The 19886-nt window shown below is 29.8% G+C and carries 15 protein-coding genes; 6 read left to right on the forward strand and 9 right to left on the reverse strand.

Translation table 11 applies throughout. The features are described from left to right. Positions 1 to 8: 8 nt before the first annotated feature. Positions 9 to 2549, reverse strand: a complete 2541-nt coding sequence (gyrA, locus tag PHEL85_RS05520) for a DNA gyrase subunit A (protein WP_036822117.1) — start codon at positions 2547 to 2549, stop codon at positions 9 to 11. Positions 2550 to 2823: 274 nt separating this feature from the next. On the opposite strand from gyrA, the gene PHEL85_RS05525 reads away from it, so the two are divergent. From PHEL85_RS05525 to PHEL85_RS05540, 4 genes are all read left to right on the forward strand, one after another. Beyond that, entirely contained in the window at positions 2824 to 5388 is a 2565-nt protein-coding gene (locus PHEL85_RS05525; RefSeq protein ID WP_036822119.1) for an ATP-dependent Clp protease ATP-binding subunit, read from the forward strand. A 188-nt stretch (positions 5389 to 5576) separates the two neighbouring features. Then, positions 5577 to 6443 carry a YkgJ family cysteine cluster protein gene (locus tag PHEL85_RS05530; protein ID WP_036822120.1) on the forward strand — a complete coding sequence of 289 codons (867 nt, stop codon included), beginning with the start codon at positions 5577 to 5579 and terminating at the stop codon, positions 6441 to 6443. A 133-nt stretch (positions 6444 to 6576) separates the two neighbouring features. Further along, positions 6577 to 7350: an NYN domain-containing protein gene (locus PHEL85_RS05535; RefSeq protein ID WP_235318234.1), complete on the forward strand. Its 774-nt coding sequence runs from the start codon at positions 6577 to 6579 to the stop codon at positions 7348 to 7350. Between the two features lie 32 nt (positions 7351 to 7382). Continuing rightward, positions 7383 to 7937 (forward strand): N-acetyltransferase, encoded by a 555-nt coding sequence (locus PHEL85_RS05540; RefSeq protein WP_036822122.1) that lies wholly within the window; start codon positions 7383 to 7385, stop codon positions 7935 to 7937. 41 nt (positions 7938 to 7978) lie between these two features. Here the strand turns inward: PHEL85_RS05540 and hutH are convergent, their stop codons facing one another. After that, a complete protein-coding gene (hutH, locus tag PHEL85_RS05545) occupies positions 7979 to 9487 on the reverse strand; it encodes a histidine ammonia-lyase (protein ID WP_036822125.1) in 1509 nt (502 codons plus the stop codon). A gap of 115 nt (positions 9488 to 9602) precedes the next feature. On the opposite strand from hutH, the gene PHEL85_RS05550 reads away from it, so the two are divergent. Continuing rightward, positions 9603 to 10631 carry a TlpA family protein disulfide reductase gene (locus tag PHEL85_RS05550; RefSeq protein WP_036822128.1) on the forward strand — a complete coding sequence of 343 codons (1029 nt, stop codon included), beginning with the start codon at positions 9603 to 9605 and terminating at the stop codon, positions 10629 to 10631. A gap of 76 nt (positions 10632 to 10707) precedes the next feature. Here PHEL85_RS05550 and PHEL85_RS05555 read toward each other — a convergent pair whose 3' ends face one another. From PHEL85_RS05555 to PHEL85_RS05585, 7 genes are all read right to left on the reverse strand, one after another. Then, the gene (locus tag PHEL85_RS05555) at positions 10708 to 11661 is read right to left on the reverse strand and encodes an acetyl-CoA carboxylase carboxyltransferase subunit alpha (protein ID WP_036822130.1); all 954 of its coding nucleotides are present in this window, start codon (positions 11659 to 11661) and stop codon (positions 10708 to 10710) included. A gap of 74 nt (positions 11662 to 11735) precedes the next feature. After that, positions 11736 to 12650: a DMT family transporter gene (locus PHEL85_RS05560; RefSeq protein WP_036822133.1), complete on the reverse strand. Its 915-nt coding sequence runs from the start codon at positions 12648 to 12650 to the stop codon at positions 11736 to 11738. Further along, positions 12637 to 13728 carry an LptF/LptG family permease gene (locus PHEL85_RS05565; protein ID WP_200882315.1) on the reverse strand — a complete coding sequence of 364 codons (1092 nt, stop codon included), beginning with the start codon at positions 13726 to 13728 and terminating at the stop codon, positions 12637 to 12639. Before PHEL85_RS05565 ends, PHEL85_RS05560 begins: the two co-directional genes overlap by 14 nt. A gap of 21 nt (positions 13729 to 13749) precedes the next feature. Then, a complete protein-coding gene (gene tgt, locus PHEL85_RS05570; RefSeq protein ID WP_036822136.1) occupies positions 13750 to 14880 on the reverse strand; it encodes a tRNA guanosine(34) transglycosylase Tgt in 1131 nt (376 codons plus the stop codon). Between the two features lie 181 nt (positions 14881 to 15061). Then, a complete protein-coding gene (gene rluF, locus PHEL85_RS05575; protein WP_036822138.1) occupies positions 15062 to 15952 on the reverse strand; it encodes a 23S rRNA pseudouridine(2604) synthase RluF in 891 nt (296 codons plus the stop codon). 44 nt (positions 15953 to 15996) lie between these two features. Beyond that, positions 15997 to 17241, reverse strand: a complete 1245-nt coding sequence (locus tag PHEL85_RS05580; RefSeq protein ID WP_036822140.1) for a hypothetical protein — start codon at positions 17239 to 17241, stop codon at positions 15997 to 15999. Between the two features lies 1 nt (position 17242). After that, on the reverse strand, positions 17243 to 18562 hold the full coding sequence (locus PHEL85_RS05585) for a DUF4270 family protein (RefSeq protein WP_036822143.1): 1320 nt from the start codon (positions 18560 to 18562) through the stop codon (positions 17243 to 17245). Positions 18563 to 18811: 249 nt separating this feature from the next. Here PHEL85_RS05585 and PHEL85_RS05590 point away from each other — a divergent pair, with 249 nt between their 5' ends. Further along, positions 18812 to 19825, forward strand: coding sequence for a Kelch repeat-containing protein (locus tag PHEL85_RS05590; protein ID WP_036822146.1), 1014 nt, complete (start codon positions 18812 to 18814; stop codon positions 19823 to 19825). Positions 19826 to 19886: the final 61 nt, after the last annotated feature.

Here is a 19886-nt window from a genome sequence, read left to right on the forward strand (position 1 = left end):
AATTATTATTATTCTTGATTATCATTTGATTCATTATCAATTCCCGTGCCATTCTCTGTTTCTCCTTCAGTATTTTCATTCACATTTTCTTCTTCTTCATCTTCAACTTCTTCTTCATGCATTACCTTAGCAACTGCAGCGATACTATCAGAATCTTTAATATTAATTAAACGAACACCTTGTGTTGCACGTCCCATAACTCTTAAATCTTCAACAGCCATTCTAATTGTTAATCCAGATTTGTTAATAATCATTAAATCGTTAGAATCATCTACATTTTTAATTGCTACTAAACCACCAGTTTTTTCAGAGATATTTAAAGTCTTAACTCCTTTACCTCCTCTATTGGTAACTCTATAATCTTCTAATTTAGAACGTTTTCCATATCCTTTTTCAGAGACTACTAATATGTTGCTTTCCATATCATTTACAGCAACCATACCAATTACCTCATCATTTTCATGTTGTAAAGTAATTCCTCTTACACCAGAAGCAGTTCTTCCCATTGGGCGTGTTTTTGCTTCTTCGAAACGAATTGATTTACCAGATTTTAATGCTAACATAACTTGACTGTCTCCAGTTGTTAATTTAGCTTCTAATAATTCATCTCCTTCTTTAATAGTAATTGCATTAATACCATTTGTTCTTGGACGAGAATATTGCTCTAAAGAAGTCTTTTTAACTTGACCTTTCTTAGTTGCCATAATTACATAATGACTATTAATATAATCTTCGTCTTTTAAATCTTGTGTTACTAAGAATGCTTTTACTTTATCGTCTTGTTCAATATTGATTAAGTTTTGCATTGCTCTACCTTTTGTGTTTTTACCCCCTTCAGGAATTTCATAAACACGCATCCAGAATACTTTTCCTTTTTGAGTAAAGAACATCATATATTGGTGGTTTGTACCTACAAATAAATGCTCTAAGAAATCTTCATTTCTTGTAGTTGCACCTTTTTGACCTCTTCCTCCTCTATTCTGAACTTTATACTCTTCAAGATTTGTACGTTTAAGGTATCCTGCATTAGAAATAGTTACCACTACTTTTGTATTAGGAATCATATCTTCAATACGCATATCTCCACCTGCATATTCTATTACAGATCTACGTTCATCACCATATTTATCTTTAATATGAAGTAATTCAGATTTTATAATTTCATAACGTCTTGGTTCGTTTGCAAGAATGTCTTTCAAATCAGTAATTGTTAACATGATTGCATCAAACTCTGCACGCAATTTATCTTGCTCTAACCCTGTTAACTGACGCAAACGCATTTCTACTATTGCTTTTGCCTGAATCTCTGTTAACTCAAAACGTTCAATTAAACTTTCTCTAGCTTCATCTGCATTATTAGAAGCTCTAATAATTTTTATTACTTCATCAATATTATCTGATGCAATAATTAAACCTTCTAAAATATGAGCTCTAGCTTCCGCTTTCTTTAATTCGAATTCAGTTCTACGAACTACAACTTCATGCCTGTGCTCAACAAAATAATGAATTAATTGCTTTAAGTTTAATTGCTCTGGTCTTCCTTTTACCAATGCAATATTATTTACACTAAAAGAAGTTTGTAATTGTGTGTATTTAAATAATTTATTTAAAACGATATTAGGTATTGCATCACGTTTTAAGATGTATACAATACGCATACCATTTCTATCAGATTCATCTCTAATATTAGAAATACCTTCAATTTTCTTATCATTTACAAGTTCAGCAGTTTTTTTAATCATTTCTGCTTTATTTACTTGGTAAGGAATTTCAGTAACAATTATGCACTCACGTCCCTTTACTTCTTCAATAACAGCTTTAGCACGCATTACAATACGTCCACGACCTGTATGAAAAGCATCTCTTACCCCATCGTAACCATAAATAATTCCTCCTGTAGGAAAATCTGGTGCAGTTACGTGTTGCATTAACTCATCTATTTCAATATCTCTATTATCGATGTAAGCCATAGTACCATTAATAACTTCTGTTAAGTTATGAGGTGCCATATTTGTTGCCATACCTACAGCTATACCAGAAGCTCCGTTTACTAATAAATTAGGAATACGAGTTGGTAACACAGTTGGCTCTTGCAAAGTATCATCAAAATTTAATCGATGATCTACAGTATCTTTTTCAATATCAGCTAACATATCTTCTGATATTTTTTGCATTCTAACCTCAGTATAACGCATTGCTGCTGGCGAATCCCCATCAACAGAACCAAAATTCCCTTGACCATCAACCATCATATAACGTACACTCCAGTTTTGTGCCATACGTACCATAGAATCATACACAGAAGTATCTCCATGTGGGTGATACTTACCTAAAACTTCCCCAACAATTCTTGCTGATTTTTTATACGATCCAGTTGCTTTAATTCCCAATTCGTGCATACCAAACAAAACCCTTCTATGAACTGGTTTTAAACCATCTCTTACATCTGGTAATGCTCTTGAAACAATCACTGACATCGAGTAATCGATGTATGCAGCTTTCATCTGCTCTTCAATGTTAATCGGAATTAACTTTTCTCCGTCTGCCATATATATATTTTGATTAATATTAATTCATTTTTTAAAAACAAGGCAAGATACTATTTCTACTTGTTTTTACAAAGGTTTTAGCAGCTGTAATTGAGTAGAGTTATCAACATTTTTTGATAATTTTTAACACTATTTTATTTGCCTGATTTCCAAGAGTTTTCTACCTTAGTATGATGGTCAAACTGTCATTAAATTGGTATTGGCATATTTTTTGTAATTATCTACAAAAAAAAGGACTAATTTTACAACACATCAATTATAGATAGATAGAAATATGGACGATAATTTTTCACCAAAAGTTAGAGATGTAATTACATTCAGTAAAGAAGAAGCACTTCGTTTAGGGCACGAATTTATTGGAACAGAACATCTTTTACTTGGCTTAATTAGAAAGGGAGAAGGAAAGGCAATAGAAATATTAACAGCTTTTGATGTTGATTTAGGTTTATTGCGTAAAAAATTAGAGCAATTAAATCCTGCAAATCCTACTTTTATAGAAAGCACAGACAAACCAAGTTTACGATTAACAAGACAAGCTGAAAAAGCATTAAAAACAACTTTTTTAGAAGCAAAGTTATATCAAAGTGATTCCATTGATACTGCACACTTATTACTGTGTATTTTAAGAAATGAGAATGACCCAACTACAAAACTAATTCATAAATATCATGTGAATTATGATGAGGCTAAAGCATTATACAAACAATTACATGTTGATGATGTTAATACTGATTTACCTATAAATCCTATTGCAGAAACACCTTCTGATGATGATTTTCCTTCAGAAAAAGCAAACCCTTTTGATCAACCTCAAAAAGGTAAAACTGTAAAAAAATCTAAAACTCCGGTGTTAGACAATTTTGGTAGAGATTTAACTGATTTAGCAGAAAAAGGAAAATTAGATCCTGTTGTTGGTAGACAAAAAGAAATTGAAAGAGTTTCTCAAATATTAAGCCGTAGAAAGAAAAATAATCCAATGTTAATTGGAGAACCTGGTGTTGGTAAATCTGCCATTGCAGAAGGTTTAGCTTTAAGAATTATTGAAAGAAAAGTTTCTAGAATTTTATTTGATAAACGCATTGTTTCTCTAGACTTAGCTAGTTTAGTTGCTGGTACAAAATATCGTGGTCAATTTGAAGAACGAATGAAAGCCTTAATGAATGAACTTGAAAAAAATGATGATATCATTTTATTCATAGATGAAATTCACACAATTGTTGGTGCTGGAGGTGCAACGGGTTCTTTAGACGCTTCAAATATGTTAAAACCTGCTCTTGCAAGAGGAGAAATACAATGTATTGGTGCAACTACGTTGGATGAATTTAGAACAAATATCGAAAAAGATGGCGCGTTAGAACGTCGTTTTCAAAAAGTAATTATAGACCCAACTTCTGTAGAAGAAACAATACAAATTTTACAAAATATAAAAAGTAAATATGAAGAACATCATAATGTAGACTATACAGATGATGCCATTGAAGCTTGTGTAAAATTAACAAATAGATATATGACTGATAGATATCTGCCAGACAAAGCTATTGATGCTTTAGACGAAGCTGGATCTAGAATTCATATCACAAATATTGTGGTTCCTAAACAAGTATTGGAATTAGAAACCCAATTAGAAATCATAAGAGACCGTAAAACAAAAGCTGTTAATGGACAGAAATATGAAGAAGCTGCCAAATTACGTGACGATGAAAAAAATATGGAAGCTGCGTTAAATTCTGCTCAAAATCAATGGGAAGAAGATTCTAAATTGAATAGAGAAATTGTAACAGAAGATAATGTTGCTGAAGTTGTTTCTATGATGACAGGAATTCCTGTAAACAGAGTTGCAGAAGCAGAAAGTCATAAATTACACGAATTACCTCAACTAATTAAAGGAAAAGTTATTGGGCAAGATGAAGCTGTCACTAAAGTGGTGAAAGCAATTCAGCGAAATAGAGTTGGATTAAAAGACCCTAATAAACCAATTGGTTCTTTTATTTTCTTAGGACAAACTGGTGTTGGTAAAACCCAATTAGCAAAAGTTTTAGCACGTGAATTATTCGATTCTGACGATTCTTTAATTAGAATTGATATGAGTGAGTACATGGAGAAATTCGCTATTTCTAGATTAATTGGAGCACCTCCAGGTTATGTTGGTTATGAAGAAGGAGGTCAATTAACAGAAAAAGTTAGAAGAAAACCTTATTCTGTAATCTTGTTAGATGAAATTGAAAAAGCGCATCCAGATGTGTTTAATATGTTATTACAAATTTTAGATGACGGACATATTACTGATAGTTTAGGTAGAAAAATTGATTTTAGAAATACCATAATTATTATGACTTCTAATATTGGTGCGCGTCAATTAAAAGACTTTGGTGGTGGTGTTGGTTTTGGTACTTCTTCTAAAAAAGAACAAGCAGATGCACATGCAAAATCTGTAATTGAAGGTGCTTTAAAGAAATCTTTTGCTCCTGAGTTTTTAAACAGAATAGATGATGTAATTGTGTTTAACGCTCTAGAAAGAGATGATATTCATAAAATTATAGATATTGAGTTAGACAAATTATTACAAAGAATCTCAGATTTAGGCTATACTTTAAACTTAAGCGAAAAAGCTAAAGATTACATAGCAGATAAAGGTTTTGATAAAAAGTATGGAGCAAGACCACTTAAAAGAGCAATACAGAAATACATAGAAGATGCTTTAGCAGAAGAAATTGTAAATTCTAAACTCTATGAAGGTGACACCATAAAAATGGATTTAGATGAGAAAAAAAACAAGCTCACTATTAAAATTAAAAAAGGTAAGAAAAAACCTGAAACACGAACAGAAACAGAATCTTAAATAGTAAAAATCCCAAACTAAAGTTTGGGATTTTTTTTGATCTAAAACTGTTGACTTCCCTATTGATTATTAATTCAAAAAAACTAACTTAGCTACTTCTGCTGAACTTAACTCAGTAATAATATGTTGCAAATAAGTGCTAACATTATTAAATACAACCAAACTATAATATAAATTATATCTAAACAATGCAAACAACTAAACTTAGCACTCAAAGTATATTACCACTTACTTGCTCTCGATCTGGAACATGCTGTTTTGGTAAAGCTGTTATGTTGAATCCTTGGGAATTGTTATGTTTTAGTAAAGAAAAGAAAATTACTCCAAGAGAATTTCGTGATCTTTATTGCAATTTTGGTGGTATACAATTACAATTTAACGGAAAAACAGATAAAAAAGGGCAACAAGCATGTAGCCAATATGTAGATAATTTTGGATGTAGTGTTCATCAAGGTCGTCCATTAGCCTGTCGTTTGTATCCTTTAGGACGTCAAATACAATTTGATAAAGCCCAATATATTTATGAAGGTGATAAATTTCCTTGTTTAACTGACTGTGCAGAAGTTTTAGAATTACCAAAACTTAGTGTAGGTGAGTATCTCAAAGGACAAGAAGCAGATCTATTTGAAAAGGCACAAGATGAATATTTAAATGTGATGCAAAACATAGCTGATATCGCTTTTGAGTTATTGCTCGATTCTGGGTTAGCAGCTTCTGGAGATAAAAAAACATTAGCAACATGGAGAGAAATAGGCAAAGAAGCTCCTGAATTACTAGCAAAAAGAATAGGTAAAACTTGGATAGACTGTTTGATGATACCTGAAATAACAGATGATATTGAAAACCCTATTGCATATGCTCAAAAACACAATGATTTATTATTATTAAAAGCCCAAGAAGAATTTGGAAGCGTTCAAACACTTCAAGAACTTCATGAAGCTTCTGTTTTAATAATTGGAATCGCATTACATTTAGCTAGAGGTTTAGGTGCAAACCCAAAAGAAATTGCTGAACATTGGATAGAAATTGCAAAAAGTCATGGAGCTAAGGAGTAACAATTGAGTCTAAAAACAGGTTTCTTCAATGTTGATTTTCTAACTCAAAAAAACTAACTTAGCTACTTATCTAATTTTGTTTCAAAAATTTAAGATAAAAATCTTTTATACTGTGCCATTTTCAGCATTAAAAATGACATCAAATTCAGGTAAAAATAAATTCACAATACATATGAATAATAACATAAACCTAGCAGTACTTATAGATGGAGATAATATTCCTTCTGCCCACGTTAAGGAAATGATGGAGGAAATTGCAAAATATGGGAATCCTACCATTAAAAGAATTTACGGAGATTGGACGAGTCCACATATGTCTAAATGGAAAAACTTATTGTTACAAAATGCAATTACTCCCATTCAGCAATATGCTTACACTACAGGTAAAAACGCCACAGATTCAGCTATGATTATTGATGCAATGGATATTTTGTATTCAGAAAAAGTAAATGGATTTTGTTTAGTTTCTAGCGATAGTGATTTTACAAAATTAGCAACAAGATTAAGAGAAGCTGGCAAGCAAGTTATTGGTATTGGAGAGAAAAAAACACCAACTCCTTTTATTGTTGCTTGTGATAAATTTATATATATCGAAATTATTAGAAAGCAAACTGAAAAGAAAGAAAATACAAATCAAAAAGACAGTGCAAAAGATAGTGTTGATAAAATTACACCAAAAGTTATCAAACTAATTTCTACAACAATTTCTGATTTATCAGACGAAGATGGTTGGGCATTTTTAGGAGATGTAGGAAGTTTACTTCAAAAAAAACAGCCTAATTTTGATTCTAGAAATTATGGTTTTGAAAAATTAACTCCTTTAATTAAATCTATTGGTAAATTTGACATAGAACAAAGAGAAGCTTCTAAAAGTAGACATAAATTAATTTTTGTAAAGAATAAATAAGTACTTTAAAAACTTTATACTAGACCTACAAAATGATAATTAAACTTGCAGAAAACACAAATGAACTATCTCAAATACTAGCTCTTCAAAAAGAAAATCATGCTAGTATTTTATCAGAAAATATAAAAAAAGAAAAAGGTTTTGTTACTGTTTTGCATAGCTTTAAAATGTTAAGCGAAATGAATTCTAAAACACCTCAAATTATTGCTATGGATAATGAAAAACTTGTTGCTTTTGCTTTAGTAATGCTAAAAGAATTTAAAAATTTAATTCCTGTACTTGTACCTATGTTTAACTCCTTTGAAAAAATAAAGTTCAATGGAAAAAAACTTATAGATTTAAACTATTATGTTATGGGACAAATCTGTGTGAAAGACAATTATAAAAGAAATGGAATTTTCAAAAAACTATATTTAAAACACAAAGAAACATATTCTAACATTTATGATTATTGTATTACAGAAGTATCATCGAGCAACAAACCTTCTATGTTAGCACATCAAAAAAATGGCTTTACAACAATTCATACTTTTAAAGACAAAACTGATGAATGGAATATTTTACTTTGGGATTGGAGTGAAAATTAGAAAACTAATCCTAACCAAGTTTTAATTAACAAACTGTTTATTTACCCAAACAATTCAAAACTATCAATCTCTAAGGAAGTAATAAATTCTGAAGAAATTACAATATCATTTCTCATTACTCTGTCTTCTTCTACAATAGTTACTTCTTGTCTATACATACTAACAATACTTTCTATAAAAGGTGAGCTTTTTCCGTTTGAAAAACTCAAAGCTTGTGAACCTGTAAACAATTCTATAGCCAAAATAGTTTGCAAGTTATCTACCACTTTTTTACATTTTGTGGCAGCATTTGCTCCCATAGAAACGTGGTCTTCTTGCCCATTACTAGATTCAATGGAATCTACACTTGCAGGAGTTGCATATTGTTTATTTTGACTTACAATACTTGCTGCTGTATATTGTGGAATCATAAAACCAGAATTTAAGCCTGGGTTTGCCACTAAAAAAGGTGGTAAATGTCTGTGACCAGAAACCAATTGATACGTTCTTCTTTCTGATATATTTCCTAATTCTGATAAAGCTATTGCCAAAAAATCTAATCCTAAAGCCAAAGGTTGACCATGAAAATTTCCTCCAGAAATAATTTCATCTTCATCAACAAAAATATTTGGATTGTCTGTAACAGAATTTATTTCTGTTAAAAATGTTTTGGTTACAAACCGAATGGCATCTTTACTTGCTCCATGAACTTGAGGCATACACCTAAAAGAATAAGGATCTTGTACATGCTGTTTTTCTTGAGAAATCAGTTCACTCTCTTCTAATAAATCTTTAATTCTTTGTGCTGTTTTTATTTGTCCATTATGTGGTCTTGCAAAATGAATTAACTCATTAAAAGGTTCTATTCTACCATCAAAACCTTCTAAAGAAATTGTACCAATTACATCTGACAAATAAGACAATTTATGAGACTTTAATAAACAATGAATTCCATAAGCAGACATAAATTGAGTACCATTTAATAAAGCCAAACCTTCTTTAGATTGTAGGTTTATTTTATCCCAAGAAAAAATTTCTAATAATTCTTTAGTTGCAATTTTATTACCTTTATAATACACCTCTCCTAACCCAATTAAAGGCAAAGACATATGTGCAAGAGGCGATAAATCTCCAGAAGCTCCTAAAGATCCTTGGGTGTAAATTACAGGAATAATATCATTATTATAAAATTCAATCAACCTTTTTACAGTTGCTAATTGCACTCCAGAATGCCCATAACTTAACGATTTAATTTTAAACAAAATCATCAACTTTACAATCTCATTTGGCACTTCATCACCTGTACCACAAGCATGACTCATTACTAAATTTTCTTGTAGTTTCTGTAAATTATTGTCGTTAATCTTTACATTATATAAAGCTCCAAATCCAGTATTAATCCCATAAATAGGCTTCGAAATCGATTTCGTTTTAGTATCTAAATAAGATCTGCATTTTTTAATTCTTTGAATTGCAGCATCAGACAATGCTAACTTTTTATCCAAAGAAATTATTTCTTTAATTTTAGATAAGTCTAAAGGAAGTGAATCTATATAATGCAATGCGTTCATATTTGATTAATTGGTAGTCAAAAGTGCGAATTCGGTTCTTTATATGCAAGTGATTTTTACTATTTTTATAAACGTTAAAATTATATCTTTGTAATCAAATTTAAGAATTCACAAAATGAAAAAATTAAGTCTTGCACTTATTACTCTATTAGTAATCGCTTCTTGTACAAAAGAACATTCTAAAGAATTTATTTCTTTATCTGGTAAACTAGAAAATAATAAAGATTCTATAATAACTATTTCTGGCAGAAAAGGTCCTATAAAAACAATTTCTATTAATAAAGATGGTTCTTTTAAAGATACCTTAAAAGTAGAAAAGGCAGATATGTATACTTTTCAAACTAGTAGAACAAAAAGAGCTCCATTATATTTAAAAAATGGTTTTGATATTTCTATTAAAGGTGATGCAGAAAAATTTATGACGAGTTTTGAATATTCAGGTGCTGGATCTTCTAACTCAAAATTTATTATTGCTCAGTTAGATAAAAGTAAAAGTTTAGGGAATCCTGCAGATATTTTAGCTTTGGATAAAGAAGCTTTTACAGCTAAAATAAATGTGTTAAAAAAAGAATATGATAGCATTCTATTTTCTTATAATGATTTAGATAGTAGTTTATTGAATATGGCTACTAAACAAAACAAGCAAATGTTTGATTATTTTGAGAAAACATACGATTCTAATAAGAAAATGGGAAAAGGTAAAGCTTCTCCCAAATTTGAAAATTATGCTGATTTTAAAGGTGGAAAAAAATCTTTAGATTCTTTTAAAGGAAAATATGTTTATATTGATGTTTGGGCTACTTGGTGTGGACCATGTATTAGAGAAATTCCTTCTTTGCAAAAATTAGAAAAAGAATACCATAATAAAAACATAGAGTTTGTAAGTATTTCTACAGATGAGTCTAGAAGAAGTGGTGGTTCTTGGGAAGCTGCAGAAAAAAAATGGAGAGATTTTGTAAAGGCAAAACAAATGACTGGAGTACAATTATGGAGTGGACTAGATATCAGCTTTCAACAAGCATATCAAATAAATTCAATTCCAAGATTTATTTTAATTGATCCTCAAGGAAATATTGTAGATTCAAATGCACCAAGACCTTCTGACCCAAGATTAAAGACTTTATTCAATTCTTTGAAGATTTAATAAAAAGTAGCATTATAAAAAAAGCGAAATCTAAATTTAGATTTCGCTTTTTTTTTATCTAATATAAAACAGAAATTTACTCTTTGTAAACTCCCATTTCTGCATATTTACCCATTCTCTTAGAAACAAGATCAGCATCATTTAAATCTTTTAATTCATCAAACGCAGCAACAATTTGCTCTTTAACAGCTTTAAAAGCTCCTTCTCTATCAGTATGTGCTCCACCTACAGGTTCTTGAATAATACCATCAATTAACTTTAACCTTTTCATATCGGTTCCTGTTAACTTTAAAGCAGCTGCAGCTTGTTCTTTATACTCCCAACTTCTCCATAAAATAGAAGAACAAGATTCTGGAGAAATAACAGTATACCAAGTATTTTCCATCATATATACTCTATCTCCTACTCCAATACCAACTGCACCACCAGAAGCTCCTTCACCAATAACAATAGTAATAATTGGTGTTTTTAAACGAGTCATTTCTAAAATGTTTCTAGCAATTGCTTCACCTTGTCCACGCTCTTCTGCTTCTAAACCTGGATATGCACCTGGGGTATCTAATAAAGTTACAACAGGAATTCTGAATTTTTCTGCCATTTTCATTAAACGCAAAGCTTTTCTATAACCTTCAGGGTTCGCCATACCAAAATTTCTGTACTGACGCGTTTTGGTGTTATTCCCTTTTTGTTGACCGATAAACATATAAGATTGATCGCCAATTTTACCTAAACCACCAATCATAGCTTTATCATCTTTTACATTTCTGTCTCCATGAAGCTCCATAAAAGTATCTCCACAAAGTGCTTTAATATAATCTAACGTATAAGGTCTATTAGGATGTCTAGATAATTGAACTCTCTGCCAAGGCGTTAAGTTTTTATAAATATCTTTTCTGGCTTTTTCTAATTTCTTTTCGATTTTTTTACAAGTAGCGCTTACATCAACATCACTTTCTTTACCAATAATTTGGCACTTATCTAGTTGATCTAAAAGCTCTTTAATCGGCATTTCAAAATCTAAATATTCCATATTGTAATTATTTGATTTTAGTTGTTTGGATAAACAAACATACTATAAAATTACTTCTTTTTTAAAAAAAGAAGTTACTTTTTTCTAACAGTTTTTTCTTTAATTTTATTTCTGATAACTGTTTTATTCTTTATAATTCCGTTTAATAAAACTACGAATAACACAATAAAAGCTCCTAAATAAAACTCTGGGTTCATCTTTTCTTTATCACCAAAAATAAACAGTGCCAAAATAATAGCATAAATAGGCTCTAAATTTATGGTTAGCATTACTGTATAAGGCGATATAAATTTCATCACTTTAACGGAAACTATAAATGCATAAGCTGTACAAATACTGCTTAAAATTATAAGATACAACCAGTCTGAATTTGTAACCTCAAAAAATGACGTTGAGAAACCATTTGTAAATAAAAGATATACAGTTATAGAAAATACTCCAAAAAATAACTGGTAAAAAGATATTGTTTCTCCATTATATTTTTTAATAAAAAGACCATTAAATACAGAAAATAATGCACTTAAGAATGATGAAATTAATGCATAAATGATTCCTAATTTGTACTGACTTTCAAAACTAAAGATGATATAAAGACCAAAAACTACAATTAAACCTAAAAGAATTTCTAATGGATTTATTTTCCTTCTAAAAAAAATAGGTTCTAGTAATGATGTAAAAAAAGCACCAGTACTCATCGTTACCAAAGCAACAGAAACATTAGATACTTTGATCGCTTTAAAAAAGAAAACCCAATGCAACGCGATGATAACTCCTGTAATAAAAAACTTAAAAATTCCTTTTGAATCTACCTTAAATGACTTCTTTTTAAGAATAAAATAAAGTGCTATAAAAATAACTGCTAATGACATTCTATACCAAACTAACGGAATTGCATCTAAGCTAATTAATGCTCCTAGAATGGCAGTAAAACCCCAAATAAAAACAATTAAATGTAGTATTAAATAATTTTTAAGTTTACTTTCTTGCATTTAAGTATAAATAAATAGCCAAACACCCAAAAACAATATTTGGTATCCAAACGTACAAAAGGGAATTTACACCTGCAACAGCACCTAAAACTTCTGCAATTTTCATTAAGAAGACATATAAAAACATAACACCAATACCAATTGCCAAATTAACACCTGTACCTCCTCTTCTTTTTCTAAAAGCTAAGGCAACAGCAATAATTGTTAATATATATGACGCTACTGGTAAACTTGTTCTTTTATGAAATTCTACTAAATATGCATTTAAATTTTTAACACCTCTCTTTTTAGAAATATTAATAAATTCTTGTAATTCACCAGAAGGCATTTCTTGTGCCAATGCAGATTTATAAATTAAATCTTTAGGTGTAAAGTTAAAAACGGTATCCACCTTAGAGCCAGAAAAAATACTATCTCTATCAGCATAAATTTTACGCAATTTCCAATTAGAAAGTTTAAACGTAGAATCTTTTTTATTGTAACTAATTCTGTTTGCTACTAATTTTGATTTCAACTTTATTCCGTCATAAACTTCTGAAGTAAAATCATATCCAGAATTCCTTTCCGTATTAAAACTTCGTATAAAAATGTATGTACTATCTGTTAATTGCAAACTAAACTCTTTTACAGATTTTAATTCGTTTTTTTGTCTTGCACTATTAATGTATTCTCTTTCAAACTTTTTTCTTTCTTTACTACTACTAGGAACCACAAAATGGTTCATTGCTAGAGAAATAATAGTTATTAAAGTAGCACCTATAAAATAAGGATATAAAAAACGTGTAAAAGAAACTTTTGCATTTGTAATTGCAATGATTTCTGTATTATTAGATAGTTTAGAAGTAAATAAAATTACAGCAATAAATAATGCCAAAGGCATAAAAGTATTGGCATAATAAATTATAAAATTCTTGTAATACTCGTCTACTATTTGGTAAAAACTTAAATCTGCATGTTCTAGAAAATTATCTATTTTCTCAGATATATCTATTGCAATTGCAATAGGTATTAAGATTAATAAGGTAAACAAAAATGTTACCAAAAATCTTTTTAATATGTACCAATCTATAATTTTCAAAAGAGTCTCTGAATTTTATTTTTACAAACGATTATCCATTTGTTTTACCATTTTATCTTTCCATTCTCTAAAATCTCCTGCTAAAATATGTTTTCTTGCTTCGCGAGTTAGCCAAACATAAAAACCTAAATTATGTATAGAAGCAATTTGTTTTCCTAACATTTCTTTAGCAGCAAAAAGGTGACGCAAATAGGCTTTAGAGTACATAGTATCTACCCATGTAATTCCCATATCGTCAATAGGAGAAAAATCTTCTGCCCATTTTTTATTTTTAATATTGATAGAACCATGTGCAGTAAACAACATACCATTTCTGGCATTTCTTGTTGGCATTACACAATCGAACATATCTATACCTAAAGCAATGTTTTCTAAAATGTTAATTGGTGTACCAACTCCCATTAAATATCTTGGTTTGTCTTCTGGCAAAATTTCTGTAACAACTTCTGTCATTGCATACATTTCTTCTGCTGGTTCACCTACAGAAAGACCTCCAATTGCATTTGCTTTCTGACCAGAATTTGCAATATATTCTGCAGATTGTCTACGCAAATCTTTATAGGTACTTCCTTGAACAATTGGCATAAATGTTTGCTCAAAACCGTATTTAAAAGGCAATTTATCTAAATGATTTATACATCTATCTAACCATCTATGTGTCATATGCATAGATCGTTTTGCGTAATTATAATCGCAAGGATAAGGTGTACATTCATCAAAAGCCATAATGATATCTGCACCAATTGTACGCTGCGTTTCCATTACGTTTTCTGGTGTAAAAAAGTGCATAGAACCATCTATATGACTTTTAAACTTTACGCCTTCTTCGTTAATTTTTCTTCTACCAGAGAGTGAATATACTTGGTAACCACCAGAATCTGTTAAGATATTTCTATCCCAATTCATAAACTTATGTAAACCACCAGCTTTTTCTAAAATATCTAAACCTGGACGTAAATATAAATGATAAGTGTTTCCTAAAATTATATCTGGATTTATTTCGTTTTTTAATTCTGTTTGATGTACTCCTTTTACGGTTCCAACAGTTCCCACTGGCATAAATATTGGAGTTTCTATTTCTCCATGATCAGTAGTTATAACTCCTGCTCTTGCCTTAGATTTTGGGTCGGTAATTTTTAAGTCGAATTTCATTGTCGTCAAAGATAATACTATTTAAAGATTGAAAAATTAAAAGATTCTTAAAAGTAGTCTGTGAATGCTAATTGTTTGTAAAAATGTGCGTTAAGGATTGAACGACTTGTTTGAGCTCTTTTTGTTTTTACAAAAAAGCGAGTAGTGAAAGCCTGACCTGAAAGGTAACGCCCAAAAAAAATTACCAGCGTTTCTTTTTTGATGAAAAACCAGATTTTTTCTTTTTATTTTTTGGTGATGACTTTCTGAAAGAAGCACTTTTTTTGTTGAAATCGTTTTTGGTAGGTGCTTGTTTTCTCTTTGGTTTTTGCGCTTTTGGTTTTTCTTTAACCACAGAAGCTTCTTCGGTTTTAGAGGAAGTAGAAATCATTTTATTGATTTCTTTCATTTCTTCTTCTGTGAGTTCGCGCCAATCTCCTGCTTGTAAATAACCTAACTCAACATTCATTATTCGAGTTCGTTTTAACTTAGTTACTTCGTAATCTAAGTATTCGCACATTCTTCTAATTTGACGGTTTAAACCTTGTGTTAAAACAATTTTAAAGATTTTATCGCTTACTTTTTCTACCAAACAGTTTTTAGTAACTGTACCTAAAATAGGAATTCCGCTTCCCATTTTTTGTATAAAAGCATCTGTAATAGATTTATTTACAGTTACAAAGTATTCTTTTTCGTGATTGTTTCCTGCTCGTAAGATTTTGTTGACAATATCTCCATCATTTGTCAGAAAAATTAACCCTTCTGATGGTTTGTCTAAACGTCCAATTGGAAACAGTCTTTCTGGATAATTAACGTGTTTTACAATATTGTTTGGTTCTCTTTCATCTGTAGTAGAAACGATTCCTACAGGTTTATTTAGAGCAATATATAAGGTTGTATTTTTTGGTTTTACAATTCTACCATCTAATTTTACAACATCTTTTTTACCTACTCTGTTTCCTAATTGAGTTGGTTTACCATTTATTGTAACTCTACCTTCGTTTATAAATCTTTCTGCCTCTCTACGTGAGCAAATACCAGAAGAACTTATGTACTTATTAAGGTTTGTAGATTGTTGATTATTTTTATCCAAAGAAAAATATTTTGAACAAAAGTAAGTATAAGATTATAATTTTATTAATCTATTTTCTTTTTATTAAACCATTTACCAACAAAGTTTAAGTTTAAGGTTATCTTATGAAAATTATCTTCAATTAATCTACTATCTACAGTACCTTCTCTACCATAAGAATAAGAAATATTAAAATTGTCATTACTATATTTTTTCATTGGTAAACCTAAACCAAAAGAGATAAAATAACTATCTATTTGCTGATTAGAAATTTTAAGAAAACCTGTATTATAATTAAACCCTAGTCTGTATTTTATATTTGAAGCATATTTAAACTTGTCTTTTGCAAACGTATATTCTATTCCAAAAGCATAAATAGATTGGTTTGCATAACTTTCGTTATTTTGATTTTGATTGGTTTCTCCCCACAATAATTTTCTATAATCTAAACTGGTTGTTATTTTTTTATTGATAACTGATGTTATTCCTAACCCATAAGAAAAAGGAAGTTCAAAATTATCTAACTCATTTTCAATTTCATCTTCAATAGCTAAAGATGATCCACTAGAGGTTGTTTTGTAAGATGATCTTGTTTGTGTTCCGCTTAAAGATGATGGCAGTTCTAATGTACCTCCAATGGTTGTTTTAAATTTATCTAAGTTTAAAACATCGAACTGAAAACCTGTTTTTAATTTTACTCCAGAATAATGATTTTGATCACTAATAGAAACATAAGAACCTGTGTAAACTTGTTTTTCTTGATTTATAGACCCGAAAAGAAAAGAAATATCTACACCTAAAGAAAAGTTTTTAAACACTTTATAACCAGAAGAAATATAGAATTTATTTAATCCGCCTTCTCCTGTAATTCTTGTAATATATGTATCTGTAGAACCTTCTATAGCGCTTTCTATATCTATATTATAACCAGATTTTGTATAAGGCAATAAACCAATACTCATTCCTAAATTTTGTTTTATAGGAAATGCAATTGCTATATGAGAAATATTACCATTACTATTGGTTTCGCTAGTTGTATTCGTTTTTAAAGTTGAATAAGTTCCGTTTAAACCAAACTCGTACAAAAATGATTTTTGTAAAATATTACCCAAACTTGCTGGGTTATAAATGTTAATTTGAAATGGGTTTGATTGCGCAATACCTGTATTTCCTAAACCTGTTAAACCTCCTGTTGCTGTTTTATTTTCTACTCCTAAACCAAATAATGAATATGGTGAATTTGTATTACTTTGACTAAAAATAAAGTTTGTGGAAACTAAAAGTACTATTAATAATATTTTCTTCTGCATCTTAATAGTTTAAATATTTTACTGATAATTTTACTTCGTTATTGGTATCTGCATTATTTTCTATAACCATGTTATTTACATGGTTTGTATAATCTGCATATTGAATCATTAAAGCATAATTTAAGTCTTCGTCAGAAAATAATATTTGTTCTACAAAACCACTTAAGTCTATAGAATAGTAAGTGTTTGCATTAAATTCATCTTCTCCTTGACTTAAAACAGCATCAGCAACATTACCATCTAAATCTGTTAGCTGCTGTATAATTCTGTTTTTATGATCTACTACATAAACAGTTAATGTTTCTGGTAATGGATTATTTTCATCATAACTTCCTTTTAAAGGATTAAAAGTTAATGCTGCACTTAATACTGTTGCGTTTTCAGAGAGTTCTGAGAGTCTTTTTATTGATGGAATTTCTATTCTTGCTGTAATACCTGTTCCTGCTTGGGTAAAAATTAAATTTTCTGTTTCATCACTCAATTTAACTTCTTCTCCGTCTTCAAAATCATTTAGAATAGTAGTTGATGAATCTGTATTAATTTCATTAAACTGTTTTGCAGCACTAGAAATTACAAAATCTACATAATAATTGTTGTCTTCACTGTCATCGTCATTAATAGTATAATACAAACGCATGCTAGAATTACCAACTGTACTTTCTGTTGTTTGAGCATTAAATCCTAAAACATGGTTATCATTTGTAACATCAGGAACAATCGCTAGCCCTTTAAAATACTGTAAAAAATCGTCTGTATTATTAATATTATTGTCCACAATTTTATCGAAAATTTCTTTACCTAAAACATCATCCATTTTAATAAAAAGAGAATCTGTTGCCTTATTTGGCTTTGGTATAAATGAAATTTCTCCTAAAATTGCAGTCTCATAATCTAAAGAAGATGTATTGTAAAAACTATCTCCTTCTTCTGGTTCTACCGTTTCTGTAATTCTATGTAATTTATAGGTTTGTATTTTTGTAGTATCTCCATAATAGTAATTATCATAATTTAAAATCATCCCTATAGAATCATAAACTGCATCATCATCTATAGAAAAACTAGAGGTAATTAATTGCAAATAAGATTTTGAAGATAAAACTCCTAAATTTTCGTCTTTTACATTTCCTAATAAAATTCTATTAGTACCAGAAGTTATGATAGAATCTAATTTAGAAGTTCCTGCTTTTATAGAAAATGTATCTATAACTCTAACCTGAATATTGTTTTCAACAAAATCATTTCCAACTTCATAAATAGTATCATCTGTAGCACAAGACGCTATAAAGACAAGACTTATAATACCAATAATAAAATACCTCATTTTACTTTTTTTCAACAAAAGTATTAGGGTATGTATCACAAGAAATCATAAAATATATGAACTGCCCTTTTTTATAGACTTACCTATAAAAAACACCTTTAAAACCTAGAATTAACACCTTTTAAGAAAATTAACATTTGGTTTACATGTTTATCTATAAAATACCCCTGTTTGTCTATTTCGTACTATTTTGAATTAAATAGCTTTTAGGTTTGCTGAATAATTAAAGAAATGAATAAATTAAATCTAATGAAAAAAACAAATTTAATACAAAAGAGTAAAATTCTCTTTTTAGCAACACTAATAATTTCTCTATTATTTGTAAGCTGTAGTGATGATGATGACGATGATGATGAATATGGAAACTGGGTAGAAAGTTCAACTTTTGATGGAAATTCTAGAGCAAATTCTGTAAGCTTCACTATTGGTACAAAAGGATATTTAGTAACAGGTTATGATGGAGATGACTATTTATCAGACACTTGGGAATATAATTCTGAAGGAGATTATTGGGTAGAAAAAGCACCATTTCCAGGAGCAGCAAGAAGCGCAGCAGTTGGTTTTTCTATAAATGGAAAAGGGTATTTAGGTACTGGTTATAATGATGATGACGAGGAATTAAAAGATTTTTGGGAATATGACCCAACATCAGATACTTGGATACAAAAAGCAGATTTTGGTGGAACAGCAAGATATGGTGCCATAGGTTTTGCTATTGGAAATGATGGATATATTGGTACTGGTTATGATGGAAGTGAACAAAAAGATTTCTGGAAATATGATGTTGCTACAGATTCTTGGGAACAATCTGTTGGTTTTGGTGGACAAAAACGTAAAGATGCCTCTGTTTTTATTATTGATGATGTTGCTTACATTGGTTTAGGAATTCATAATGGAAGTTATGAAGAAGATTTCTACTCTTTTGATGGTTCTAATTGGACAAGATTAACAGATTTAGACGATGATGATGATGATGATGACGATTACGAAGTTTTATTAAGTAGTGGTGCAGCATTTTCTATGAATGGTTTAGGTTATGTAACAACAGGAATCTCTGGAGCTATCACAACAGAAAGTTGGTCTTATGATCCTTTAACAGATACTTGGGAAGAAGTACCTGTATTTGAAGGTTCTGCAAGACAAAATGCTTCTGCTTTTACTTTTAGTGATAAAGCTTTTGTTTTAATGGGAAGAAGTGGTAGTTACTATTTTGATGATGTTTGGGAATTTAAACCAGATGAATTAGAAAACGAAGATGATTAATTTATATCTAAAATAATATTTATCTGTTAAAGACTAACGAACTAATAAGTACGTTAGTCTT

Source organism: Polaribacter sp. Hel1_85 (assembly GCF_000766795.1).
Classification (GTDB): domain Bacteria; phylum Bacteroidota; class Bacteroidia; order Flavobacteriales; family Flavobacteriaceae; genus Polaribacter.